This window comes from Blautia sp. AM23-13AC (assembly GCF_003435675.1).
In the GTDB taxonomy this organism is placed as follows: Bacteria; Bacillota; Clostridia; order Lachnospirales; family Lachnospiraceae; genus Fusicatenibacter; species Fusicatenibacter saccharivorans.
The window spans coordinates 226,616-247,176 of sequence record NZ_QTUL01000002.1 but is presented as its reverse complement, the minus strand read 5'-3'; the positions used below and the strand labels follow the sequence as shown (position 1 = coordinate 247,176).

The following is a 20,561-nucleotide window of genomic DNA, read 5'->3' as shown; positions in this document are numbered from 1 at the left end:
AGGCTGCCTGAATGAGAGGTGTTGCTATGAAAAGGATAAGACGTATCCTTTTATGTATTCTGATGATAACAGTTCTCTGTGGAATATCCGTTGTGGGAAATTCTGTTGTAAATTCGGAAAATAAGTCAAAGGAAAAAAAGAGAACCACTATCACGAAAGAAGAAGTGAAGGAGTGGGCTGCACCGGACGAGGAGAGTCTGGAATACTATGATTTGGGAGAATTCTCTACGACACTTCCGGTAGTCTATATGAATACAAAGGGACAGCAGGTCCTGAAGGAGAATGCAATCTGGGGAAATATTGCTCTGTTGGATGGAAACGGAGAGGAACAATCTGTTTTTTCTCTTCCCAATTCCATATACCGCGCTACGATCAAATACAGAGGCGCTTCTTCTTATAGCAAATTCGATAAAAAGCAGTATCGCATTAAATTTTATAAAAATGAAAAAGACAGTGCAAAAGAAGTGTCTCTTGCAGGAATGGGAGCAAACAGTGAATGGGTGTTAAATGGTCCTTATCTTGATAAGACGCTGATTAGAAATAAACTGGTATATGATCTGGCAAGGGAATTAAATGGATGGGCTCCGGACACCCGGTTTGTGGAATTGTTTGTTGATGGAGAATATCAGGGCGTTTATCTGGCAGTGGAGCCTGTAACAAACGGAGAAAGCAGACTGCGTCTCGCGGAATTTGGTTTGTTGTCCGGAGAAACTGCATATATTGTAAACAGAGACAGAATTGATACGGGCTCTGAAGAGATAGACACATGGGGAAAGACTAACGGCTATACATATAACGCTTTGTACATAAGATATCCGTCAAAAAATAAAATAACGGAAAAACAAAAAGCATATATCCAGAAAGATATTTCCGAATTTGAACAAGTTCTGTATGGGAAGAATTTCAGCGACAAAAGAATTGGATATCAGGCATATATAGACATGGATAATTGGGTGGACTATTTTATTATCAATGAATTTGCCATGAATTATGATGCTGGTAATCTTTCTACTTATTTGTATAAAGAATTGGACGGAAAACTGCAGCTTGCTGTATGGGACTTTAACAATGGTTTTGATAATTATCAGTGGTTCCGGACAGAAACGGATGTTCTTCATACTGTGGAGAATTCATGGTTTCAAAGGCTGTGGCAGGATGAAAATTTCAGGGACCGTGTCTGTGAAAGATACAGGCAATTACGAGAAACTACTCTCGCTGATGAACATATCGCTGAGAAAATAGCATCTTATCAGGAGGAACTGGGAGAGGCTGTGGACAGAAACTTTAAAGTGTGGGGATATTCTTTTAAAGAGAATCTGTTAGCCGGAACCAGTAAGGAGGGCACATCGAGGAATATCAGAAGCTATGAAGAAGCTATGAAACAGCTGACAGATACTATCCGCGAAAGACTGGCGTATCTGGATAAAGAACTGGGAGGAAATTGAAAATGAAAAAAGTACTGGTGATTTTTGGAACAAGACCGGAAGCAATTAAAATGTGCCCTCTTGTTCTGGAAATGAAAAAAAGTGAAAAACTGGAAACGCTGGTGTGTGTCACAGGACAGCACAGGGAAATGCTGAAGCAGGTTCTCGATATTTTTAAAGTGGTCCCGGATTATGATATGGCGATCATGAAAAAAGGGCAGGATCTTACGGATGTGACAACGGCTATTCTTACAGGAATGAGGGAGATCCTGAAAAAGGAAAAACCGGATATTGTGCTGGTCCATGGAGATACGTCTACTGCATTTGCCGCATCTCTGGCTGCATTTTACCAGCAGATCCCGGTAGGACATGTGGAAGCGGGACTTCGTACTTATAATATGAAATCTCCCTATCCGGAAGAATTTAACAGGCAGGCCATTGGACTTACTGCCAGCCTGCATTTTGCGCCCACTCAGAAAGCAGCGAATGCACTGCTGAAAGAGGGTAAGGATCCAGAGCGGATCTTTATCACAGGAAATACAGGAATTGATGCTTTGCACTATACGGTGCGAAGTGATTTTTATCATCCGGAAACAGAATGGGCAAAAGGCAGCAGACTGATTGCTGTAACAGCACACAGAAGGGAGAATCTGGGAGAGCCCATGCGTGATATGTTCCGGGCTATACGCAGGATCGTGGAAGAATTTACAGATGTGAAGGTTATTTATCCTGTACATTTGAATCCGCAGGTCAGGAAGATCGCAGATGAGGAATTTGGTGGATGCGAGAGAATACACCTGATCGAACCACTGGATGTGGTGGAATTCCATAACCTGATGAAAGCCAGTTATCTGATCATGACAGACAGCGGCGGAATTCAGGAAGAAGCTCCTGCACTGGGAAAACCGGTACTGGTCATGCGGGATACAACAGAGCGTCCGGAAGGTGTGGAAGCAGGAACCTTAAAGCTTGTAGGCACGAAGATGGAGGATATTTACAGAGAATGCAGGCGGCTTCTTACAGAGCCGGAGACATACAGAAAAATGAGTGAGGCTAGAAACCCTTATGGTGATGGGACTGCAAGTATCAAAATCAGAAAAATCCTGGAGGATATAGATGCATAAGCATAAACAGAGCCAATGCAAAAGAAAAGTGAAACATCGAAAGAACGTGATGGGACTTATTATATTTTGCATAACTGTGTGCATTGTGTTTATGTTTGCTTATTATCAGAACCTGAGAAAAGAAATATCTGTCCGGCAGGAATGGCTGGAAACCGTCCTGACCAGAGAAAAAAAGTGGATCCTTGAGAATCAGGGCCCTGAAGGCGAAATCTATATGAATGGAAGTAAAGCCGGAGATGTTAATCCATACTTTGCATGTATGGCTGCACTGGGGCTTCTGGCAGAAACAAAGAATTGCCCCATGACTGAAACAGAGCAAAAAGCTGTTGGCAGGTATCTGGACTGGCATACTGGGGTTTTGCTGGAAACAGATGGAAAAATGGGAATCTACAGGAAAGAGGGTGGGGAACTTATTTATAAAGAAAAGGCTGATTCCGAAGACGGATATCTTGGTATGTACCTTTTTCTTATGGGAAAATATCTGGAAAAGACAGAAAGTACAGACCTGCCGGAATCCTGGAAAAATGGAATCAGCCTTGCATTAAAAAAGATTCAAAGCCTGATGCAGGATGGAATTACACAGGTTTCAGAAGAAAACACAACAGTTTATCTGATGGATAATCTGGAAGTATGGAAAGGCCTGTACGAATTGGAACTTGCAGGACTGGAAGATACGCAGGCGATCAGTGAAATTCGTAAAAAGATACAGAAACAGATAGAAAAGATATTCTGGGATGATGCGAATCAAAGATGGAGAATTATCGGAAACAGTGATCGGTATCATCAGACAGAATTTTATCCGGATGGTGTTGCTCAGATTTATCCGCTGATTTATGAATTTCCGGTAAAAGAGAAGAAAAAGCAAAAGGTATTATATGATCAGTTTACGGAAAGGTTTCAGTGGCAGAAACTGAATAAAAAAAGAACTGGCTTTTTGTGGGCAATGACAGGAATGGCTGCTGCGCAGATGAGGGATATCAATAACCTTGTGGAATTAGTAGGAAATTATGAAACAGAATATTGTAAGAAACGAAAATATCCGCTATATACAGGCGAAGCAGGATGGATATGCATGGAATGCGAGAAATTGTATGGATTATATGAAAGAAAAATAAAAACAGCATATTTGCAATATGCAGTTTGCGGATGTTGATGAAGCCCAAAGAACCCGAATCTGATTGTAATCAAGTAAAACGCCGGTTGTGTGAATTTCTGAAAAAACGTGAGGAAGAATTAAGCTCCACGCATGAAAACCTCCAGTTTATTGCCGTGAACCAGGAAGGATACTATTATTCCGATGAGGGTCTGCAGGGCGTGTGGTACAGATCTAAAGATCTGCAGGATGCGGATATCAAAAGCTTTCTGACATCGGACTGGATCACCAATGAAAACCAGATGGTATTTGCCAGAAAACTGCAGAGCCAGCTGGTGGTCGACGGCAGTATCATCACACACTTTATTCTGATCCGTTCGATGGAGGAGATGGCACCGTATTTCAGAAGCAGTGCATTCAGCAACCAGAGCACGACGTATGTGGTGGACAGCAACGGAACGAAGATGTTCGAGGATACCGCTGTCGAGGAGCTGAGGATTCTGGCAGTAATTCTGCTTCTGATCCTGGCATCGGTTCTCTTTGTGACGAAATTCCGGAACAGCAGCCACCCGCTGGCAAAGAAAATCCCGATTCTTGCGATGACAGCCAACGCATTTTCAGAAGATGTGCAGAATGCCTTCAATGCGGGCATGAACGCACACATAGTAAAACCGGTGGATATGAAGGTACTGATAAAAACAGTGTGGAATCTTCAGACGGGCGCCGGAGCGGCAGGAACTTTAAATTGAAAAAATCCGGCAGAGTGTTTATAATGGATGGGAAAAACAAAACAGAAAGGCAATGCCGTTATGCGTAAAATTACAGAATTAAAAGAAAAACAGGAGATTGCGCTTGGAATATTACTGTATCTGGATGAAGTCTGCCGGAAACATCACCTGATCTATTTTGCAGCAGATGGAACGCTGCTCGGGCTGATCCGGCATCAGGGGTTCATTCCGTGGGATGATGATGTGGATGTCTGGATGCCGAGAGCGGATTATGAAAAACTGGAACAGATTGTAAACAGCGAAACGGATACACCGTACCGCGTCATGAATTTTCATAATACAAAGGGTTTCACACTGGCATACGGAAAGCTGGTACACACCGGAACGAGTCTTGTGGAGCACGTGGCAGGAGCTGTGGATACCGGTCTTTTCGTCGACATTTTCCCGTTTGACGGACTGCCGGAAAAAGATACACCGGAGTACGACCGTCACTGGAAAAAGCTGCTGTTTCTGGAAAGCCAGCGGATGAATGCATTCCGCACCTACCGCCAGACCTTAAAAGGAAACAAAGGAAGCTTCGCAAAATGGTGCAAATGGGCGATCCGGAAATGCTATGGAAAAGAGCGGATTCTGCGCGAGATGGAAAAAGAGTGCAGAAAGTACCGCGCGGAGGACTCAAAGTGGGTGGCCTGCCAGTGCGGCGGTTACCGCAAGTCGGACGCGATTCCCAAAACAGCGATCGAAGAGATCGTGCGCCTTCCGTTTGAAGGCCATCTGATCAATGCCCCGGCGGGATACGAGACGTATCTTCACACCCTGTACGGCGATTACCATCAGCTTCCGCCGGAGGATCAGCGTCATCCTGCGCATGTGGGAGATGCCTACTGGCGTTAGAACAGAGAAAAAAGCAGATGAGAGGTAAGCAATGAGTAAAATACTGGTGCTGGGACGTACCATGGACATGGGCGGAACGGAAGTTGCCATGGCAGCGCTGCTGCAGAAACTGGTGGAGAAAAAAGAAGATGTAACGCTTCTTCTGGTCGAAAAAAGAGGCGTTCTGCTGGAGCGGATTCCGAAGGAAGTGGAAGTGCGCCAGATGATCTGGAACAAAAAGCCGCATCCGGCTTTGGAACGGATTGTGGGAAAACGGGAGACACCGGCAGAACGGTCTTTCTATGCCAGAGGAATGGGCGTATTTCTGATGCGCGTCGTGTATGGAAAGAAACGGTATGGAAAACTGTATGAACGGATTCTGGAGTGTGTGGAGCCGGAAACAAAACAATACGATCTTGTTTTCGACTTTTTCGGATTCGGTGCGTTCACAACCGCATTCGGAGCCAGAAAGACGAATGCGCGGAAAAAAGCGGTCTGGTTCCACGGAGAAAATCTCTGGTGGCTGTTCCGGACCAGGGACTTTATTCCGGAGTATGATAAAATTTACTGCGTTTCCGAGCCTGTCCGGAAACAGGTCATTGCCCGTTTTCCGGAACTCGCGGACCGGACAGAGGTTCTGCTGAATTTCATTGACATCAAACAGGTGCAGAGACGGAGTGAGGAGCCGCTTAGCGATCCGCAGTACACAGGAGAGCTGAAATTTCTGACGGTGGGAAGAGCTTCGGAAGAAAAAGGATATGATATTGCGGTGCAGATTACGGCGGAGCTGAAAAAACGGGGACTTTGCTTCAAATGGTTCATCATCGGTGATGGAAGAGATCTGAACAAGCTGCGGACCATGGCAAAGGAATATCAGGTGGAGCAGGAAATTATTTTTCTCGGAATGCGCGAAAATCCTGCGCCGTACGTAAAATCCTGCGACCTGTATCTCCAGCCGTCCCGTCACGAAGGCTATCCGATTACGATTGTAGAGGCGAGAAGCCTGCAGAAGGTCATCATCGCTTCCGATATTCCGTCCATGCGCGAGCAGATCCGGGATGGGGAAAACGGATATCTCTGTCCGCTGGATGTGATGCAGTTTGCCGATAAAATCCAGAAAGTGCTGGCAGATCAGGAAGGACGCGATGCGGTCAGAAAGAAGCTGCGGGAGGAACCCATTGATTTTTCAGCGGGATATGCGCAGATAGAAGCGTTTGCAAAAAAATAAAAGAGAAACAGCAAGAAAAAACGCCAGAACCGGCGATAAGATATTTCCGGTTCCGGCGTTTCTTTAGTCCTGGCGTCCCTGCTTGTTTTCATACATATATTTATCTGCTTTGTCAAACAGCGTGCGGAGCGTACATTCGTTGTAATCGGTGGAAAGTGCCAAGCGGTGGGAATAGCTGATGCGGAACTGGGTTCCGTAGCTGTTGAACTGTTCGACTTCGTTCTGAAGCTCTGTGAGGATTTCTGTGATGCTTTCGCGGGTTGCATTATAGATGACCGCCATAAATTTCATCGCCGCCGTATCTTCCTACGAAATGCTTCGCGGGAATCGAGTTTCGCAGCAGCCGGGCAAAGTTCAGAATCAGCTGGTCGCCGATGGAGTGGCCGAGGCTGTCGTTGACGCGTTTCAGGTTGTTCATGTCAAAGACGATACAGGCGGTAGGAGTTTTGATGAATTCCACATTGTGGAACAGCTCTTCGCACTTGCTCTTGTTCGGCAGTCCCGTGTGAAGGTCGATGTAGGCTTTCTGTTCCAGCTGGCGGTTGGCACGGGAAACTTTGACTGCGGCAACCGTTTCATCTGCCATCTGGAAATACGTCTCGCTCATGTCTACCAGATCCGCCGTTCCGTTTTCTCCGGATCTGACCTTCTGAATTTCATTTTTCAGTTTATCCCAGTAGGCAATCTGGACATCCAGTTTTTTCTGATAATCCTTGTCGGAAAGACTCACGAGATCGTAGTGGCCGTCCTCGTATTTCAGTCCGCTTAAGATATCGTCCAGGTAAGGTCTATCTCAAATCCGGAAAGATCCCATACTTCAATACTCTTTTTCCCTTCCTGAAGCTCCTTTTTCTCCCCTCGTCCCGCTGAAACATGCTTTCCGCATCCTGAAACAGAAGCCTTCTTTCATCTTTCAGACGGATTACCGTTTCTAAACCGCATTCCTTCAAAGTATTGATAAACGGGGCATTCAGGTACAGTGCATCCGCCACAATCACATCTGCGAAATGACCATGCCTTTTCTTTAAATGCCGGATGAGCCTTTTCGCTCCTGTCAGTCCCCCTTCATCTTTTTCTGAACCATCTCTGGGTTTCAGCATTTCCTGCCCAAAGATCACATGCGGCGATTTTCCTACCGTCATACATACCACACTTCGATGAAAGTATTCTGTCTTCCCCGTCACGTTCTTCCGGCTCAGGCAGTCTGGACAGGACTTTTTTGTACTGCTGAATAATTCCATCCCATCAATACCTGCCGCAACATATCTGCCTATGGTTCCTTCCCGAAATACGCGGTTGCGTTTCAGAACATCAATCGTCTGCGCGTGAATTTCCTCGATTTCTTTTGGATCAATCCGGGAAAGAAGATCCCTGACTGCATCAACTTTTGGGATTTTTCCACGGATACAGTTTTTCAGTCGTTTCTCTATGCTTTCCGGCGCTGAAAAAATGGTGTGAAAACTTTCATACTGAAGCATCAGGAAAATCAGCACTGGCATAACGATATTAAACAACGGGATGGATTTTCTTTTTCTTTCATCGGATAAACCCTTGATTTTTTGTGGAATTTTGTATACACTTTTCATATAAGTTAGCAGTTTCTTCAATGCTAATTTTTCATTAAGGACACCTTCTTTCGTATGTTTGTGGGGTAACATAATTATACAATAAAAGGTGTCCTTTTTGAGTGTTTATCCGGACTGCGGCACAGATGGCCCGGGCATTTGGTGCTAATTTTACAGCACTGTATGTGCAGACCGCGGAACCGGCAGAGAAAACGCCGGAGGATCAGGCAAGGCTGCAGAAGCATATCCGCCTGGCAGGACAGAGCGGGGCGGAGATTGTAACGACGCACAGCGAGGACATTGCCCTGCAGATTGCAGAATATGCGAGAATTTCCGAAGTAACGCGGATTGTCATTGGAAAAAGCATGATGGATCAGGGATTTTTTCGAAAGAGAAGGGGATGGACCGAACGGCTGACCGATCTGGTGCCGGATTTGGAAATCCATATCATTCCGGATTCCAATATCATTACCATATATCTGGTCGGCGTTATGATGACGTCAATTCTGACCAGCGGTTATACCTGCAGCGTAATCAGTTCTGTGATCAGTGTAGTGCTGTTTAACTACTTCCTGACAGAACCTTCTTTTCAATACCAGCCAGCTTCTGCAGAAGGCAGAGGATGCGTCGGAGATTTTTGATATTACAGCGACAAAGCTTGTAAAACTGCTGGGAAGTGATCTGACGGCCGCACCGGCAGGGGCACAGGAGAGCAGAATTGTCCGCGGAACACTTTACAGCGCGCAGACAGGAGGAAAGACGGAAAAAATCTTTGCCCCAAGGGAACAGGAAATCATTCAGTGGGTTCTCGACAGCCAGAAAAGAGGAGAAAAATGTCTGGATCGCGGTGGAGGACAACGGCCCCGGGATTCCAAAAGAGTCCAGAGAGCATGTGTTTGAGATGTTCTATTCCGGGAAAAATAAAGTAAGCGACAGCCGCAGAAGCCTTGGCCTTGGACTGGCACTCTGCCGTTCGATTGTAAATGCGCACGGCGGGGAGATAGCACTTTATGACTGCGATCCACAGGGCTGCTGCTTTCGGTTTACCCTGCCGCTCAGTGAGGTGAATTTGAATGAATAAGACATTAATTCTGGTTGTGGAAGATGATACGCCGGTTCACAACCTGATTACTACGACGTTAAAAACACACGATTATAAGTATATTTCTGCAAAGAACGGTGCGGGTGCCATTATGGAGGCATCCACACATAATCCCGACATTGTTCTGCTCGACCTTGGCCTGCCGGATATTGATGGCGTAGAGGTGATTGAAAAGATTCGAAGCTGGTCGAATATGCCGATTATCGTAATCAGTGCAAGAAGTGAGGACAGCGATAAAATCGAGGCATTGGACGCAGGAGCGGATGATTATCTGACGAAACCGTTTTCTGTGGAGGAACTGCTGGCCCGCCTTCGAGTCACACAGCGCCGTCTGTCCCAGATGCAGGCAGAAAATGGAGTCCAGTCGGCTGTCTTTGAAAATGGCGCACTGCGGATCGAGTACGCAGCGGGGTGCGCATATCTTGACGGAGAGGAACTTCATCTGACACCAATCGAATACAAGCTGCTCTGCCTGCTGTCGCAGAATGCAGGGAAGGTGCTGACGCATACGTTTATCACACAGAAAATCTGGGGAAGCAGCTGGGAGAATGATATCGCTTCCCTCCGTGTTTTCATGGCGACGCTTCGGAAAAAGCTGGAAAAGAACGGAGAGCAGACGCAGTATATCCAGACGCATATCGGGGTTGGCTACCGGATGCTGAAGGTAGAGTAAAAGAAGAAAAAATTTGACTTTACAGGCCTAAAATGATAGCATAAAGGACAGAGAACGCAGTTTTGGGAGGACGAAAAAACGGATGATGAAAAACCTCGAAGTACTGGAGGAAATAAAAAAACAGGGAAAAAACCTGATTGGGACAAAACGGGATGAATTTGTAAAGCAGAATCTTTTATCGGATGAGTTTATTGAGATGATGCAGAAGAACAAAAAGCCGTTCGATCTTCTGATGTCGTATTATCAGTGCGCCATTATGGAAATCGAGACAAAGTTCCGGGTGCTGAATCAGGAATACTCGCTTTCCTATGACCAGAACCCGATCGAAGGAATCAAAACAAGGGTCAAATCGTATGAGAGCATTATGCGGAAAATCCGCGTGAAAGACATCCCGGTCACACTGGAGTCTATCGAGGAAAATATCCGCGATATCGCCGGTGTGCGCGTGATCTGTTCTTTTCCAAACGATATTTATAAGCTGGCAGACAGTTTTCTGAAACAGGATGACATTACGCTGATTGAGCGGAAGGACTATATTCAGCATCCGAAGGAGAGCGGCTACCGCAGTCTTCATCTGATCGTTCAGGTGCCGATCTTTTTACAGGATACAAAGAAACTGGTCTACGTGGAAGTACAGTTCCGTACGATCGCGATGGATTTCTGGGCGAGTCTGGAGCACAAGATGCGCTACAAGAAAAATATTCCCGAAAATCATGTCAAATATCTGCAGGATGAACTCTACGACTGCGCAAGACAGAGCGCGGAGCTGGATAACCGTATGCAGAATATCCGGAATCTGATTGCAGAGGAAGCAGAAGAGGAAGAGCGCGATACGCTTGCAATGCTGCCGATGAAATAGAGAACGGATTTGGGAGTTGGAAAAAAAGAGCATAAAAATACGCCGCAGGTCTAGTGATCAGATCTGCGGCGTATTTTTGCTCATGCTTCTTTCGAATAATGAATATGCTGCAATTTCCATTTCTCGTCCTCTTTGACGGCGACCTGTGTCTCGAGTCCGCGGATGCCGTACGAAGTGCCATCCTCACGGCGGATGCATTCGGTGTGGTAAGAGAAAAGGATGAGAGCTGTGTTTTCGTTGATCAGACGCGGTTCAATTTTATCTGTGCGGAACAGGATGGAAAAATCAAGCGAAGGTTCATAAGCGGCTTGCGCGGCTCGATTCGGTTAAAAAATCAGCTCCTGTTCCCGAAAGAGCGAATCAACGGCCTCTTCATACTCGGCAAGGCGATTTGCTTTTTTGATCTTTTTCAGATACTTCTGGGGATTCGTAAACGATGTTCCAAGGTAAATCCACAGTGCCTTTAATTTAAACAGCACATTTTTATCCCCGGAAATAACGCGCGCATAGCCGGCACAGAGATCTTCGCAGAATGTGCGCAGCAGCTCCTTATCTGCCGGAGCTAAATTTTCACTGCTGGCAGGATCTGTACTGCGCAGCATCCCGATCAACCAGGGGTTCTGCAGCACCCCGCGGCCGAGCATGACCTTTTCCGTCAAGGGAAAATCATGGCAGAGCTTCTGAAAATCAGCGGTTGAGAAAAGATCCCCATTGTAGCAGAGCGAATGGCGGCTCGTTTCATATGCTGTCCGATAACACTCCATGCGCGGCGTATATTTGTAGAAATCTTTCTGAATCCGCGGATGAATAATCAGCTCTTCCAGCGGATATTTGTCATAAATCGCAAGCAGCGTCTCCCACTCATCGGTGTCGGTTGTGCCAAGTCTTGTCTTGATGGAAATCCGGCAGTCGCAGGACGAAAAGATTTCATCGAGAAATGCATCGAGTGTATGCGGCCACGCAAGCAGTCCGGAGCCGCGCCGCTTGGCGACAACCGTGCCGGACGGACAGCCAAGGTTCAGATTGACGGTATCGTAGCCGTACTCCTTCAGTTCTTTTGTCAGAGAAAGAAAGTCCTCCGCCTGGTTTGTGAGAATCTGCGGGAGCACCGTCATCCCTTCGTTATGCTCCGGGAGAATGTCATTGCGCTCGCGGGAGCTCATCTTTTTATTTGTAATAAATGGCGTGAAATAACGGTCAGCCGCCGGAAAATATTTGTGGTAGGCGCTCCGGTACACATATCCGGTCAGCCCTTCCATCGGAGCGAGATAAAATTGCATGATGATAAAATCCTTTCAAAAAAATCGGTTTTCCAATACGAAAAGTGTATCATAAAACTGCCGGAAGGGACAGAAAAAAATGAAAGTAAAATAATATCTACTAAACAAGTAAGAGGTTAAAAGAAGAAGCCGGTGCGACGTCTGTTTTACAATATGTGATGAGATGTAGAAAAAATCCGATACAGAATCTTTTTTGAGGGGTCCTCAAAGATTTCTGTACCGGATTTTTCTAATTCTGCATATGGATCTGCTCGCCCGTCACCGGCGCAAAGCAGCGAAGCGTTTCGCCATCGAGATTCTCGCGGTGCATATCAACCGCAGAAATCTGATGATTGTCATACGTCGTATAATAGTAAATTCCCTGCGTCGCATTGCAGCAGGAAGTATAGAGCGTGATCTCATACTTTCCGTCCGCCACCTCACAGCATCCTCTCTGCTGGTCAACAGAATTTAAAATATGGAAAAACTGGCTGACACTTTCCGTTTCGCTGTTTCCCGAGATCGAGTTCTGCTTTACAAACGCCACGCGTGCAAAGCGGGAAGCAGAAGAGAGGTCGCCCGGCAGTCCAAGACCGCCCATGCCACGGCTGTACGTAGAAAGATCGAGCTGGTTGGAAAATGTGTTGGCCGGCTGTTTCGGTGACAGATGCAGGTAATTGTTCAGTGAGAACATCTGCATTGGAAACGGCGGATTGTTTGTCAGAACGCCGACCGGATTGTCGTAGACATGCAGACCGTCCGCCGTGGATTCCACGGTGATGGCACCCGATGCATCTGCGATGATCCAGTGAAGCTGTGCGAGCGGAAGATTCTTTTTAAAAGGTGTGCTGATGAGATTGATACGGGAGAGGGATTCTTTTGCTTCCGCAAGCGAAGCACATGTACCGAGAATCCACGGGATCAGCTCGAACTGCGCGATATTGTCTTTCTCCGGTTTCGGATCGAAATAAACGGCATTTCCTACAAAATTAAGGCCGGCGATACCAAGCCCTTTTTCATTGAACGCCTCATAATAGAGCGGGTAATCATCCATCACACACGCCATGCCGATCATTGCATAGTGATGGGAAAGGGACGGCATATGAAGAAAGGAAAACGGGTAATTGCGAGGTGTAACGGTGATCTGGTCGCCATAGGAAAATTCATAATCGAGTGTGCGGCCCATATAAAAGTCGCGTGTTTGATAGGTTGCTGCTGTACACATAGAAAAACTCCTTTCGATGGATGATTTGTCATTGCTATAAGGTATCATAGCACAGAAGCGGAGGAACGAACAGGAGAAAAATATGAAAAAAGTATAAAAAAGGATCCTTCAGAGTGGAGACAAAACCCTGCTTTTGCAGGGTTTGCTATGGATGTTTTTTGAGGGATAATTGCTCAGATACGCTCCGGGTCGCTGACTGGTACCTGTTTCGAAGCAGCAGATCAGACATAGATGCTGTGATTTGAAATGATGCTGCAGGAAGAGGTGGAATTACGCAAGATGCTTCCGGAAGTGTTCTATGACAGCAACGGATTCTGCACTGACAGGTTTCGGAACAGCGGACGGTTTTGCAAGAAAATAGCCCTGCAGGAGATCAACATCCAGTTCCAGTACCTTCAAAAGTTCAGCTGGAGTTTCCAGACCCTCGGCAATGATTTTCATGCCTCTTTGATGTGCATAGGAAACAATATTTTCTACGATCTGCTGCTTGTCCGGATCGGAGTCGATATCGCGGATGATGGAAAGATCCAGCTTGATATACGCCGGTGCAAGCTCCAGAAGCGTTTTTTCATTGCTGTAGCCGCTGCCGTAGTCATCCAGGGCAAATACACCGGAAAATCCCGGCATCTCACGTTTTTTCAACAGAGCTGTAAGATCCTGTGAATCCTCCTCTGTGATCTCGATGACAATCCGATCCTGAAGAAAGCTGTATTGTTCGACGTAAGCCACTGACTCATCGTGATTCATGTATTGGCTTGCAATCGAATTGACAAAGAGAAGCTCATCACCGCGTATCTGATGGGTGGAGAGGAATGTGGCATAGGATTTTGCAGAGAGAAACATAGTCAGACGTTCTATTTCATGCAGGCACTCTTCCTCGTGAGCCAGCTGCAGGATCTGATCCGGACGAGTAAGCGCCGGGAGATTTCCGCGCATCAGCGCCTCGTAGGCGTAGATACTGCCGTCCGCAGCGGAAACAATTGGCTGGAAGTAATACGTAAACAGCTCTTCATTCAACATTTTATGGAACAGGCGGCGCATCTCGGTTTCCTTTGCGTTTTTTGTAAAAAGCTCCAGATCGAATTCGGTAATGTACCCTTTTTCTGCTTTCTTTACCTGGTACATTGCGAAATCCGCATATTTTTTCAGCGTAGACAGATCTGTACTGTTTTCCGGATACCAGGAAACTCCGCCGGAAAGGCGAAGGGGCAGTTTACGACCACTTGGCAGCTCCAGGGCTGTATTTGAAACCGCAAGGGAAAGATTCTGCAGAAGTGCTCGAATTTCTTCCTGCGATTGGTAGCCGTAGAACAGAAGATTAAATTCATCGCCGGAAATACGGGCACAGAGCGTTTTAGCCGGCACAGAGGAGATAAAACACTGTCCTGCCTGCCGGATATAGGCATCGCCCCAGTCGTGGCCGAAGGTGTCGTTGGTGCGTTTTAGATTGTCAAGGTCGATCATCAGAAGGGCAGCGTGACCGAGAACTTCCGAATGCTCAAAAAGAGCTTCACTTTCCCGCTGAAACGCGCGTCGATTGTAGAGACCGGTCAATGCATCGTAATCACGCTCGTGCTCTATGCGCTGCCGTTCCAGCATAACGGAGGTAAAATCTTCGACAAGTCCGATCTGCGCATAGCCCTCGCGGGAGGTCTCCATACGGATGTAGCGGATTGTTCCGTCAGAAAATGAAATTTCATACACCTTAGAATGCCCGACCCATACGGTATGAGAATGTGTCTGGTCAAATTCACGCAGCATCTGCTGGAAATACCGGGTGGAAAGCCCGGAGACATCTTCAGATGGAAGGTTGAGCATGGGAAAAAAGTTCTTTGTGACATAGACCGTGTTGAGATCAAAACGCATCTCATAGCCACCCAGTTCAATACTTGCCATTTCCATGATACGCAGGAATTTTGTGGAGGTTGTCAGAATATCCTGACTCAGCTGTGTAATTGCCTGCGAAAACTGATCGAGCTCGCGAATTCCCGTGCGGGAGAGAGTCGGCAGCTTTTCCCTGTTTTTTTGTGCGACAGCCACCTCTGCGGAGAGCTGGGAAACAGGATGCGCCAGCAAACGGCTGGTGATCAGGCTGGAAACGAGTCCAACGAACAGAGTCAACACAATGGCGGTCATTAGAATACGCAGCAGTTGCCTGGAAAAATGAAACAGGTTTGATGCTTGTACGGTACCGGCCAGTGCCCACTGTTCATCGGAAAATGGCGCATTCCTGCTGTAAAGCGTAAGCGGTGTGACGGAAACGTAATACGTGCTTCCGTCACTTCGCAGCCAGAAGGAACCGTCAGGATGTTCTTTAAGCTTAAATGCCTGCTTTTCCTCTTCAAAAAGCGTCATACCGTTTCCGGTAGAGCAGACAGCTGTGCGGCAGATGATCTGGGATGGGGGTTCGCTGTTCAGTGAAGCGGCAGACGCGGAAAAGAGAAGATACGTTCCATTGCTTTCGTTCTGCAGCTCGGAATAGGGAAGAAGCGACTGCAGATAGGAGACAAGCATCTCGATACCGACAACGCCGTAAATGGTACCGTCGGATGTGATAAGCGGAATTGTGTAGGCAATGGCAGGACGGTCATCCCCGGAAAGCGTGTAGGGCAAAATCGTCCAGCGACCGTAATTATCCGCGTCCAGCGCACCGTGATCTGCCCATGTGGCAAGAAAAACCGGTGTGAGGAAAGCACTTTCCGGCTTCTGCGTCAGGTCAAAGGAAGTTGTCCAGGATTTATCTGTAGAAATACCCATGGAACGGACAAGCGCTATGGGAGAGCGTTCCAGAAAAAGATCGTCGTTGGCTGCGGAAGCAGGGGAAGTGGGATCCAGATCCCGCAGATACATGCCCGGAATTGCGGAAACCGTACTTGATTTTGAGAACTCCTCCGTTGTAAAGGCAACGAAAACCCCGGTGACGGATTTACTGCGCAGTGTGGAAATCATAGCAGAACTGATTTCTTCCAGAAGAGGAAGCGCCTCGGCGGAACTGTCTCCAATCCTGGAAAGATCCAGCTTTTGGGCAGCGGAGAGTTCAGAAGCTTTTTCGTTGATACAAGAAGAAAGCCTGGAGAGATCCTGGTTGAAAAGCAGTATGCTTTCCAGATAATCGGCGCGGTTGCTGGTCTGCATGTCGAGAAGATCCATGGCGTTCTGATTCAGTCTTGTACTGACATTGCTAAGATACAGGGCAGAAACAAGAAGGACAATTTCAATGCCGAGTACGAGAAGCATGGCGAACAGGATCGTCCGAAAAATTGTTTTTTCTTTCTTTCTTTTTTTCATTGTCATTCTCCTGTCAGAGTTTCATGGTCAACCAAAGTTGAGAGTGTGGAAAGTGTGTTTTGATACCAGGCTTCAAAGTAGTCGTCGGTCAGAAAGTCGGCAGCTGCTTCGTCGAGTGTCTGACCCTGCTCCATCCGGTCACGGACAATGAGGAGGTCAGCAGAAGCCTGGTCACGCATGGCATGTTCCAGAAAAGAGCGTGCCTCATTTCCGTTTTCAAACGGTTTGGTTGTCCGGCAGATAACTGGAGTCTACGGAGAAGGTAATGTTGTTTTCTGGTGCGGTAAACCATTTGAGGAAGGTTACGCACGCTTTGATTTCCTGCTCGCTGCCCTGTGTGACAACCATACCGGCACCCTGCTGTACCGCATAAGCTTCTCCGTCTGCAAACTTCGGACAGGGAAGAACCTTCATGGAAATACTGTGGGCATCGGAATATGAGGTTGTATTGAATTCCTCAACAAGACGTTCAAAGGAAGCTAACTGATCTCCGTTGTAATACGTCCATACGGTCAGCGTAACGGGTTTGTCGGAGGCGCGGCATCCGCCAAGAAGCGATACAGCGAGAACAGAACTCAAAAGAAAGGTTGTGACTTGATTTGAAAGAATTATAACATAAAGGAACAGGAGCCGCAATCGAAATTAAGCCGTGGAACAGAAAAGTTGTTACAGTTCACTGGTTCCCAGCGAACTGTAACATTCGCAGCCCTCATTTAAAGTTTTGCTTCGCAAAAGGAGGGCTGCTCACGCCTGAATCACTTTCTTACGCAGCGAAACAGCAAGTGTTTCACTGCTGAGTGAACAGTAACGAAAAGTTACCTGTTGTTTGCCGGGTACCGGTGAGGTGTAATGCAGCAGGAAAGAATCCGGTAAAGGAAAAAAGCTCCGCCGGAAAAAAAGGTGGTATTTCCGGTGGAGCTCTGTGAAAAAAGTGATCAGAATTTTACTGATGATAATAGGAGAGGAAGTCGGTGATCTTTTCAACCGCATCCTTTAAAACTTCAATTCGCGGCAGGTAAACAACGCGGAAGTGATCAGGCTGTCCCCAGTTGAAGCCGCCGCCGTGGACGATCAGAAGTTTTTTGTCGCGCAGCAGATCGAGAGCAAATTTTTCGTCGTTTGTGATATTGAACTTTTTCGTGTCAATTTTCGGGAACATATAGAACGCAGCTTTTGGTTTGACTGCGGTGATACCCGGAATATCGCAGAATGCCTTGTAAACGTATTCGCGCTGCTCGTAAATCCGTCCGCCCGGAACGATGTAGTCGTTGACACTCTGGTGGCCGCCAAGAGCGGTCTGGACAACGGACTGTGCCGGAACATTGGAGCAGAGACGCATGTTGGAGAGCATTTTGAGCCCTTCAATATAGTCCTTTGCGATAGCTTTATTTCCACTTAAGATCATCCAGCCGATACGGAAGCCTGCGATCATGTGCGATTTGGAAAGACCACTGAAGGTGACACAGAACAGATCCGGTGCGAGGGATGCAATAGAAACATGCTCGAGACCGTCCATGACGAGCCGGTCATAAATTTCATCGGAAAAGATGATCAGCTGATGTTCTCTGGCAAGCTCGACAATCTGCTGCAGTACCTCTTTCGGATAGAGTGCACCGGTCGGATTATTCGGATTGATGATAACAATCGCTTTTGTGCGGTCGGTGATCTTCTTTCGCATATCATCAATGTCCGGATACCATTCGGACTGTTCATCGCAGATGTAGTGGACGGCTTTTCCACCGGCCAGCGTTGCGCAGGCGGTCCAGAGCGGGTAATCCGGGGATGGGATGAGGATTTCATCACCGTCATCCAGAAGAGCGGACATGCAGAGGTTGATCAGCTCACTGACGCCGTTTCCGGTGTAGATATCATCGATAGAAACATTTGGCAGTTTCTTTAACTGCGCATACTGCATGATCGCTTTTCGTGCAGAGAAGAGACCCTGGGAAGGAGAGTAACCCTCGCAGTCGGTAAGCTGATGGCTCATGTCGTAGATGACCTCATCCGGGGTACGGAAACCAAAAGGAGCCGGATTTCCAATGTTCAGCTTCAGAACCTGCGTGCCGCACGCTTCCATGCGGTTGGCTTCTTCTACGACAGGTCCGCGGACATCATATAAGACATTGTCGAGTTTTGATGATTTTTTAAATTCTCGCATAGGGGAACCTCCTGTTTTTTTCTGGGAAAGAGAAGCAGCAGATGGATCAGAACAAGATTCTGTCGAATCAGAAACCGTATCTGCCGTATAGTTTACTGTGGAATCTTTTGCAAGCAGCCAGTCGGGATCGACCTGGAGCACATCGGCCAGAAAGTGAAGAATGTCGGAGCGCGGAACCGTTTTTCCGCTGACATACTGGCTGACATGGCTTTTCCCAAGCTTCACACCGCGCCGCTGGGCCGCTCGGATCAAATCGACCTGCTTGAACTGTTTCGCCTGCATGGCCAGTTTCAGACGGTCGGAAAAGGTTTCGTTTGTCATAGAAAATCTCCTTAAGATAGAATACAAAATAAAAAAAAGTTCAAAACTGTGCTTATTGTAGCATGGACAAGAAAAAAGTTCAATAGAAAAACTGAAAATTGTAAAAATGTTGAAAAGTTCAAAATTAAAGCGAAACAAGTTCAATTATAATATTGTCTATTCTGTACAGGTAAAGCGTTAAACCTTGCGCATTTTGCAAATTGACAAACGATGAGATTTCGGTAGAATAAAAAAATAGGATGCTATGCGTTTCTGTTGGGATCCGCCAACAGAAACGAGAGTACATTGGGAGAAAAAGGGAGGAAAATGTATGGGGGAAGGTCATAAAAAATTGAATATTTCCGACTGTATGGGACTTGCGATCGGACAGATCATCGGTTCAGGCATCATGGTATTGACAGGAATCGTCATCGGTCTGACAGGACACGGCATTGCCGCAGCGTTTATTTTAGGTGCCGTGCTTGCCATTATCACCTGTGTACCGTTCATCATCCTGACGTCCGCAATCCCGTCATCAGGCGCCGGCTTTACTTACATCCGACGATTGATGGGTGAAAAAGCCGGCTTTATGTACATTGCGATGTTTGTCTTAAGCCAGGTTCTGATCGCAACGTACGCGAAAGGCTTTGCAAGCTATTTCTGCTCGATTTTTCCGCAGTTTGGCGAGTCGGCTGTCGCAATGGCAGCACTTGTAATCTGTACCGCTGTCAATCTCATCGGACTGAAATCGAGCGCACTGGTGCAAAAGGGCATGGTTGTGCTGCTGCTTTTAAGCCTGTTCTTATTTATTGTATTCGGGTTGCCCAAAGTAAGCTGGGATGCCCTGACACCGACGGTATCCAACCTGATGCCGAACGGTCCGAAGAACTTTTTCACAGGCGTGGCACTTTTGAGTTTTGCGTGCGGAGGCGCAAAATTCGTTGCGGAGAACGGAGACGATATTGTGGAGCCGTCCCGCACGATTCCAAAGGTTATCGTGCTTTCCACGAGTATCGTTGCTGTATTCTATGTGCTGATCGGTATCGTGGCAGGCGGCGTGCTTCCGGTCGAAACGGTTGCATTTCAGAATCTGACGCTTGTCGCACAGGAGATTTTTCCAACCTGGCTGTACCTGTTTTTCGTGTTCGGTGGTGCCGTATTTGCGCTGCTTACCACCCTGAACGGAACCTTGAGCTGGGTGACAAGAGGACTGCAGGCTGCCGCAAAACAGGGCTGGCTGCCGGAAAAAACCGCGGAGGAGAATAAAAACGGTGTTCCGGTGATCCTTCTGATGGTCTTTTTCCTGATGGGCGCTATTCCGATCCTTACGGGAATGGATCTGACATTGATTTCCAACATGGGTGTCGGAACCGATATGGTGACGGAATTTATGGTACTCCTGGCCTGCTGGCGTCTGCCGGATATCTTCCCGGAAGAGTATCAGAAATCTGCGTTTTGTATGAAAAAGCGGACACTTCACATTCTGCTGTTTTTCATCGGCATTCTGATGATCGGAACCTCGTATGTCAATCTGTCGGATCTTACGGTTCCCGCGGCGATCGCATGCGGCATCTATATTCTGGTGATGTTTGTTTACACGCAGGTCCGATACCCGTATGTGAAGGCAAAACAGGAAAAGAAAGAAGACAAATAAAGAAGAGA

20 protein-coding genes are annotated in these 20,561 nt (G+C 47.0%); 11 read left to right on the top strand and 9 right to left on the bottom strand.

Annotated features, from left to right (window positions below; genetic code table 11):
* The first annotated feature begins 11 nt into the window (after positions 1–11).
* The 6 genes from DW642_RS03540 (at position 12) to DW642_RS03515 (ending at position 6,470) form a co-directional block, all read left to right on the top strand.
* Positions 12–1,445, top strand: a complete 1,434-nt coding sequence (locus tag DW642_RS03540; protein ID WP_117509288.1) for a CotH kinase family protein — start codon at positions 12–14, stop codon at positions 1,443–1,445.
* Positions 1,446–1,447: 2 nt separating this feature from the next.
* Complete coding sequence (wecB, locus tag DW642_RS03535; protein WP_117509287.1) at positions 1,448–2,548, top strand: non-hydrolyzing UDP-N-acetylglucosamine 2-epimerase; 1,101 nt, start codon at positions 1,448–1,450, stop codon at positions 2,546–2,548.
* Positions 2,549–2,762: 214 nt separating this feature from the next.
* Entirely contained in the window at positions 2,763–3,701 is a 939-nt protein-coding gene (locus DW642_RS03530) for a hypothetical protein (protein WP_147326095.1), read from the top strand.
* Positions 3,701–4,390 carry a response regulator gene (locus DW642_RS16490; protein WP_158554966.1) on the top strand — a complete coding sequence of 230 codons (690 nt, stop codon included), beginning with the start codon at positions 3,701–3,703 and terminating at the stop codon, positions 4,388–4,390. The genes DW642_RS03530 and DW642_RS16490 overlap by 1 nt, the downstream gene beginning before the upstream one ends.
* A gap of 27 nt (positions 4,391–4,417) precedes the next feature.
* On the top strand, positions 4,418–5,263 hold the full coding sequence (locus tag DW642_RS03520) for a LicD family protein (RefSeq protein ID WP_022461471.1): 846 nt from the start codon (positions 4,418–4,420) through the stop codon (positions 5,261–5,263).
* A gap of 31 nt (positions 5,264–5,294) precedes the next feature.
* Positions 5,295–6,470 (top strand): glycosyltransferase, encoded by a 1,176-nt coding sequence (locus tag DW642_RS03515; protein ID WP_117509284.1) that lies wholly within the window; start codon positions 5,295–5,297, stop codon positions 6,468–6,470.
* A gap of 63 nt (positions 6,471–6,533) precedes the next feature.
* Here DW642_RS03515 and DW642_RS16165 read toward each other — a convergent pair whose 3' ends face one another.
* The 3 genes from DW642_RS16165 to DW642_RS16155 are packed head-to-tail and all read right to left on the bottom strand — an operon-like array spanning position 6,534 to position 7,984.
* Complete coding sequence (locus tag DW642_RS16165; RefSeq protein WP_242991114.1) at positions 6,534–6,761, bottom strand: hypothetical protein; 228 nt, start codon at positions 6,759–6,761, stop codon at positions 6,534–6,536.
* Positions 6,736–7,200, bottom strand: coding sequence for a GGDEF domain-containing protein (locus DW642_RS16160; RefSeq protein ID WP_242991113.1), 465 nt, complete (start codon positions 7,198–7,200; stop codon positions 6,736–6,738). Before DW642_RS16160 ends, DW642_RS16165 begins: the two co-directional genes overlap by 26 nt.
* Positions 7,201–7,258: 58 nt before the next feature.
* The gene (locus tag DW642_RS16155; RefSeq protein WP_242991112.1) at positions 7,259–7,984 is read right to left on the bottom strand and encodes a transposase; all 726 of its coding nucleotides are present in this window, start codon (positions 7,982–7,984) and stop codon (positions 7,259–7,261) included.
* A gap of 197 nt (positions 7,985–8,181) precedes the next feature.
* On the opposite strand from DW642_RS16155, the gene DW642_RS03500 reads away from it, so the two are divergent.
* From DW642_RS03500 to DW642_RS03485, 4 genes are all read left to right on the top strand, one after another.
* Positions 8,182–8,676: a DUF4118 domain-containing protein gene (locus tag DW642_RS03500; RefSeq protein WP_117509427.1), complete on the top strand. Its 495-nt coding sequence runs from the start codon at positions 8,182–8,184 to the stop codon at positions 8,674–8,676.
* A gap of 131 nt (positions 8,677–8,807) precedes the next feature.
* Positions 8,808–9,116, top strand: a complete 309-nt coding sequence (locus DW642_RS03495) for a sensor histidine kinase (protein ID WP_242991111.1) — start codon at positions 8,808–8,810, stop codon at positions 9,114–9,116.
* The gene (locus DW642_RS03490) at positions 9,109–9,810 is read left to right on the top strand and encodes a response regulator (RefSeq protein ID WP_022461465.1); all 702 of its coding nucleotides are present in this window, start codon (positions 9,109–9,111) and stop codon (positions 9,808–9,810) included. Before DW642_RS03495 ends, DW642_RS03490 begins: the two co-directional genes overlap by 8 nt.
* Before the next feature lie 82 nt (positions 9,811–9,892).
* Positions 9,893–10,669, top strand: coding sequence for a GTP pyrophosphokinase (locus tag DW642_RS03485; protein WP_117509282.1), 777 nt, complete (start codon positions 9,893–9,895; stop codon positions 10,667–10,669).
* A 326-nt stretch (positions 10,670–10,995) separates the two neighbouring features.
* On the opposite strand, the gene DW642_RS03480 is transcribed toward DW642_RS03485, so the two are convergent.
* From DW642_RS03480 to DW642_RS03460, 6 genes are all read right to left on the bottom strand, one after another.
* Complete coding sequence (locus DW642_RS03480) at positions 10,996–11,949, bottom strand: tRNA dihydrouridine synthase (protein ID WP_117509281.1); 954 nt, start codon at positions 11,947–11,949, stop codon at positions 10,996–10,998.
* A 229-nt stretch (positions 11,950–12,178) separates the two neighbouring features.
* Complete coding sequence (bsh, locus tag DW642_RS03475; RefSeq protein ID WP_055219508.1) at positions 12,179–13,153, bottom strand: choloylglycine hydrolase; 975 nt, start codon at positions 13,151–13,153, stop codon at positions 12,179–12,181.
* A 270-nt stretch (positions 13,154–13,423) separates the two neighbouring features.
* Positions 13,424–16,441, bottom strand: coding sequence for an EAL domain-containing protein (locus DW642_RS03470; RefSeq protein ID WP_117509280.1), 3,018 nt, complete (start codon positions 16,439–16,441; stop codon positions 13,424–13,426).
* 2 nt (positions 16,442–16,443) lie between these two features.
* Complete coding sequence (locus DW642_RS15805) at positions 16,444–16,620, bottom strand: hypothetical protein (RefSeq protein WP_158554965.1); 177 nt, start codon at positions 16,618–16,620, stop codon at positions 16,444–16,446.
* 37 nt (positions 16,621–16,657) lie between these two features.
* Positions 16,658–17,020 carry an extracellular solute-binding protein gene (locus tag DW642_RS03465; protein WP_117509279.1) on the bottom strand — a complete coding sequence of 121 codons (363 nt, stop codon included), beginning with the start codon at positions 17,018–17,020 and terminating at the stop codon, positions 16,658–16,660.
* Positions 17,021–17,384: 364 nt separating this feature from the next.
* On the bottom strand, positions 17,385–18,920 hold the full coding sequence (locus tag DW642_RS03460; protein ID WP_117509278.1) for an aminotransferase class I/II-fold pyridoxal phosphate-dependent enzyme: 1,536 nt from the start codon (positions 18,918–18,920) through the stop codon (positions 17,385–17,387).
* 310 nt (positions 18,921–19,230) lie between these two features.
* On the opposite strand from DW642_RS03460, the gene DW642_RS03455 reads away from it, so the two are divergent.
* Positions 19,231–20,553 carry an APC family permease gene (locus DW642_RS03455; protein ID WP_158554964.1) on the top strand — a complete coding sequence of 441 codons (1,323 nt, stop codon included), beginning with the start codon at positions 19,231–19,233 and terminating at the stop codon, positions 20,551–20,553.
* Positions 20,554–20,561: the final 8 nt, after the last annotated feature.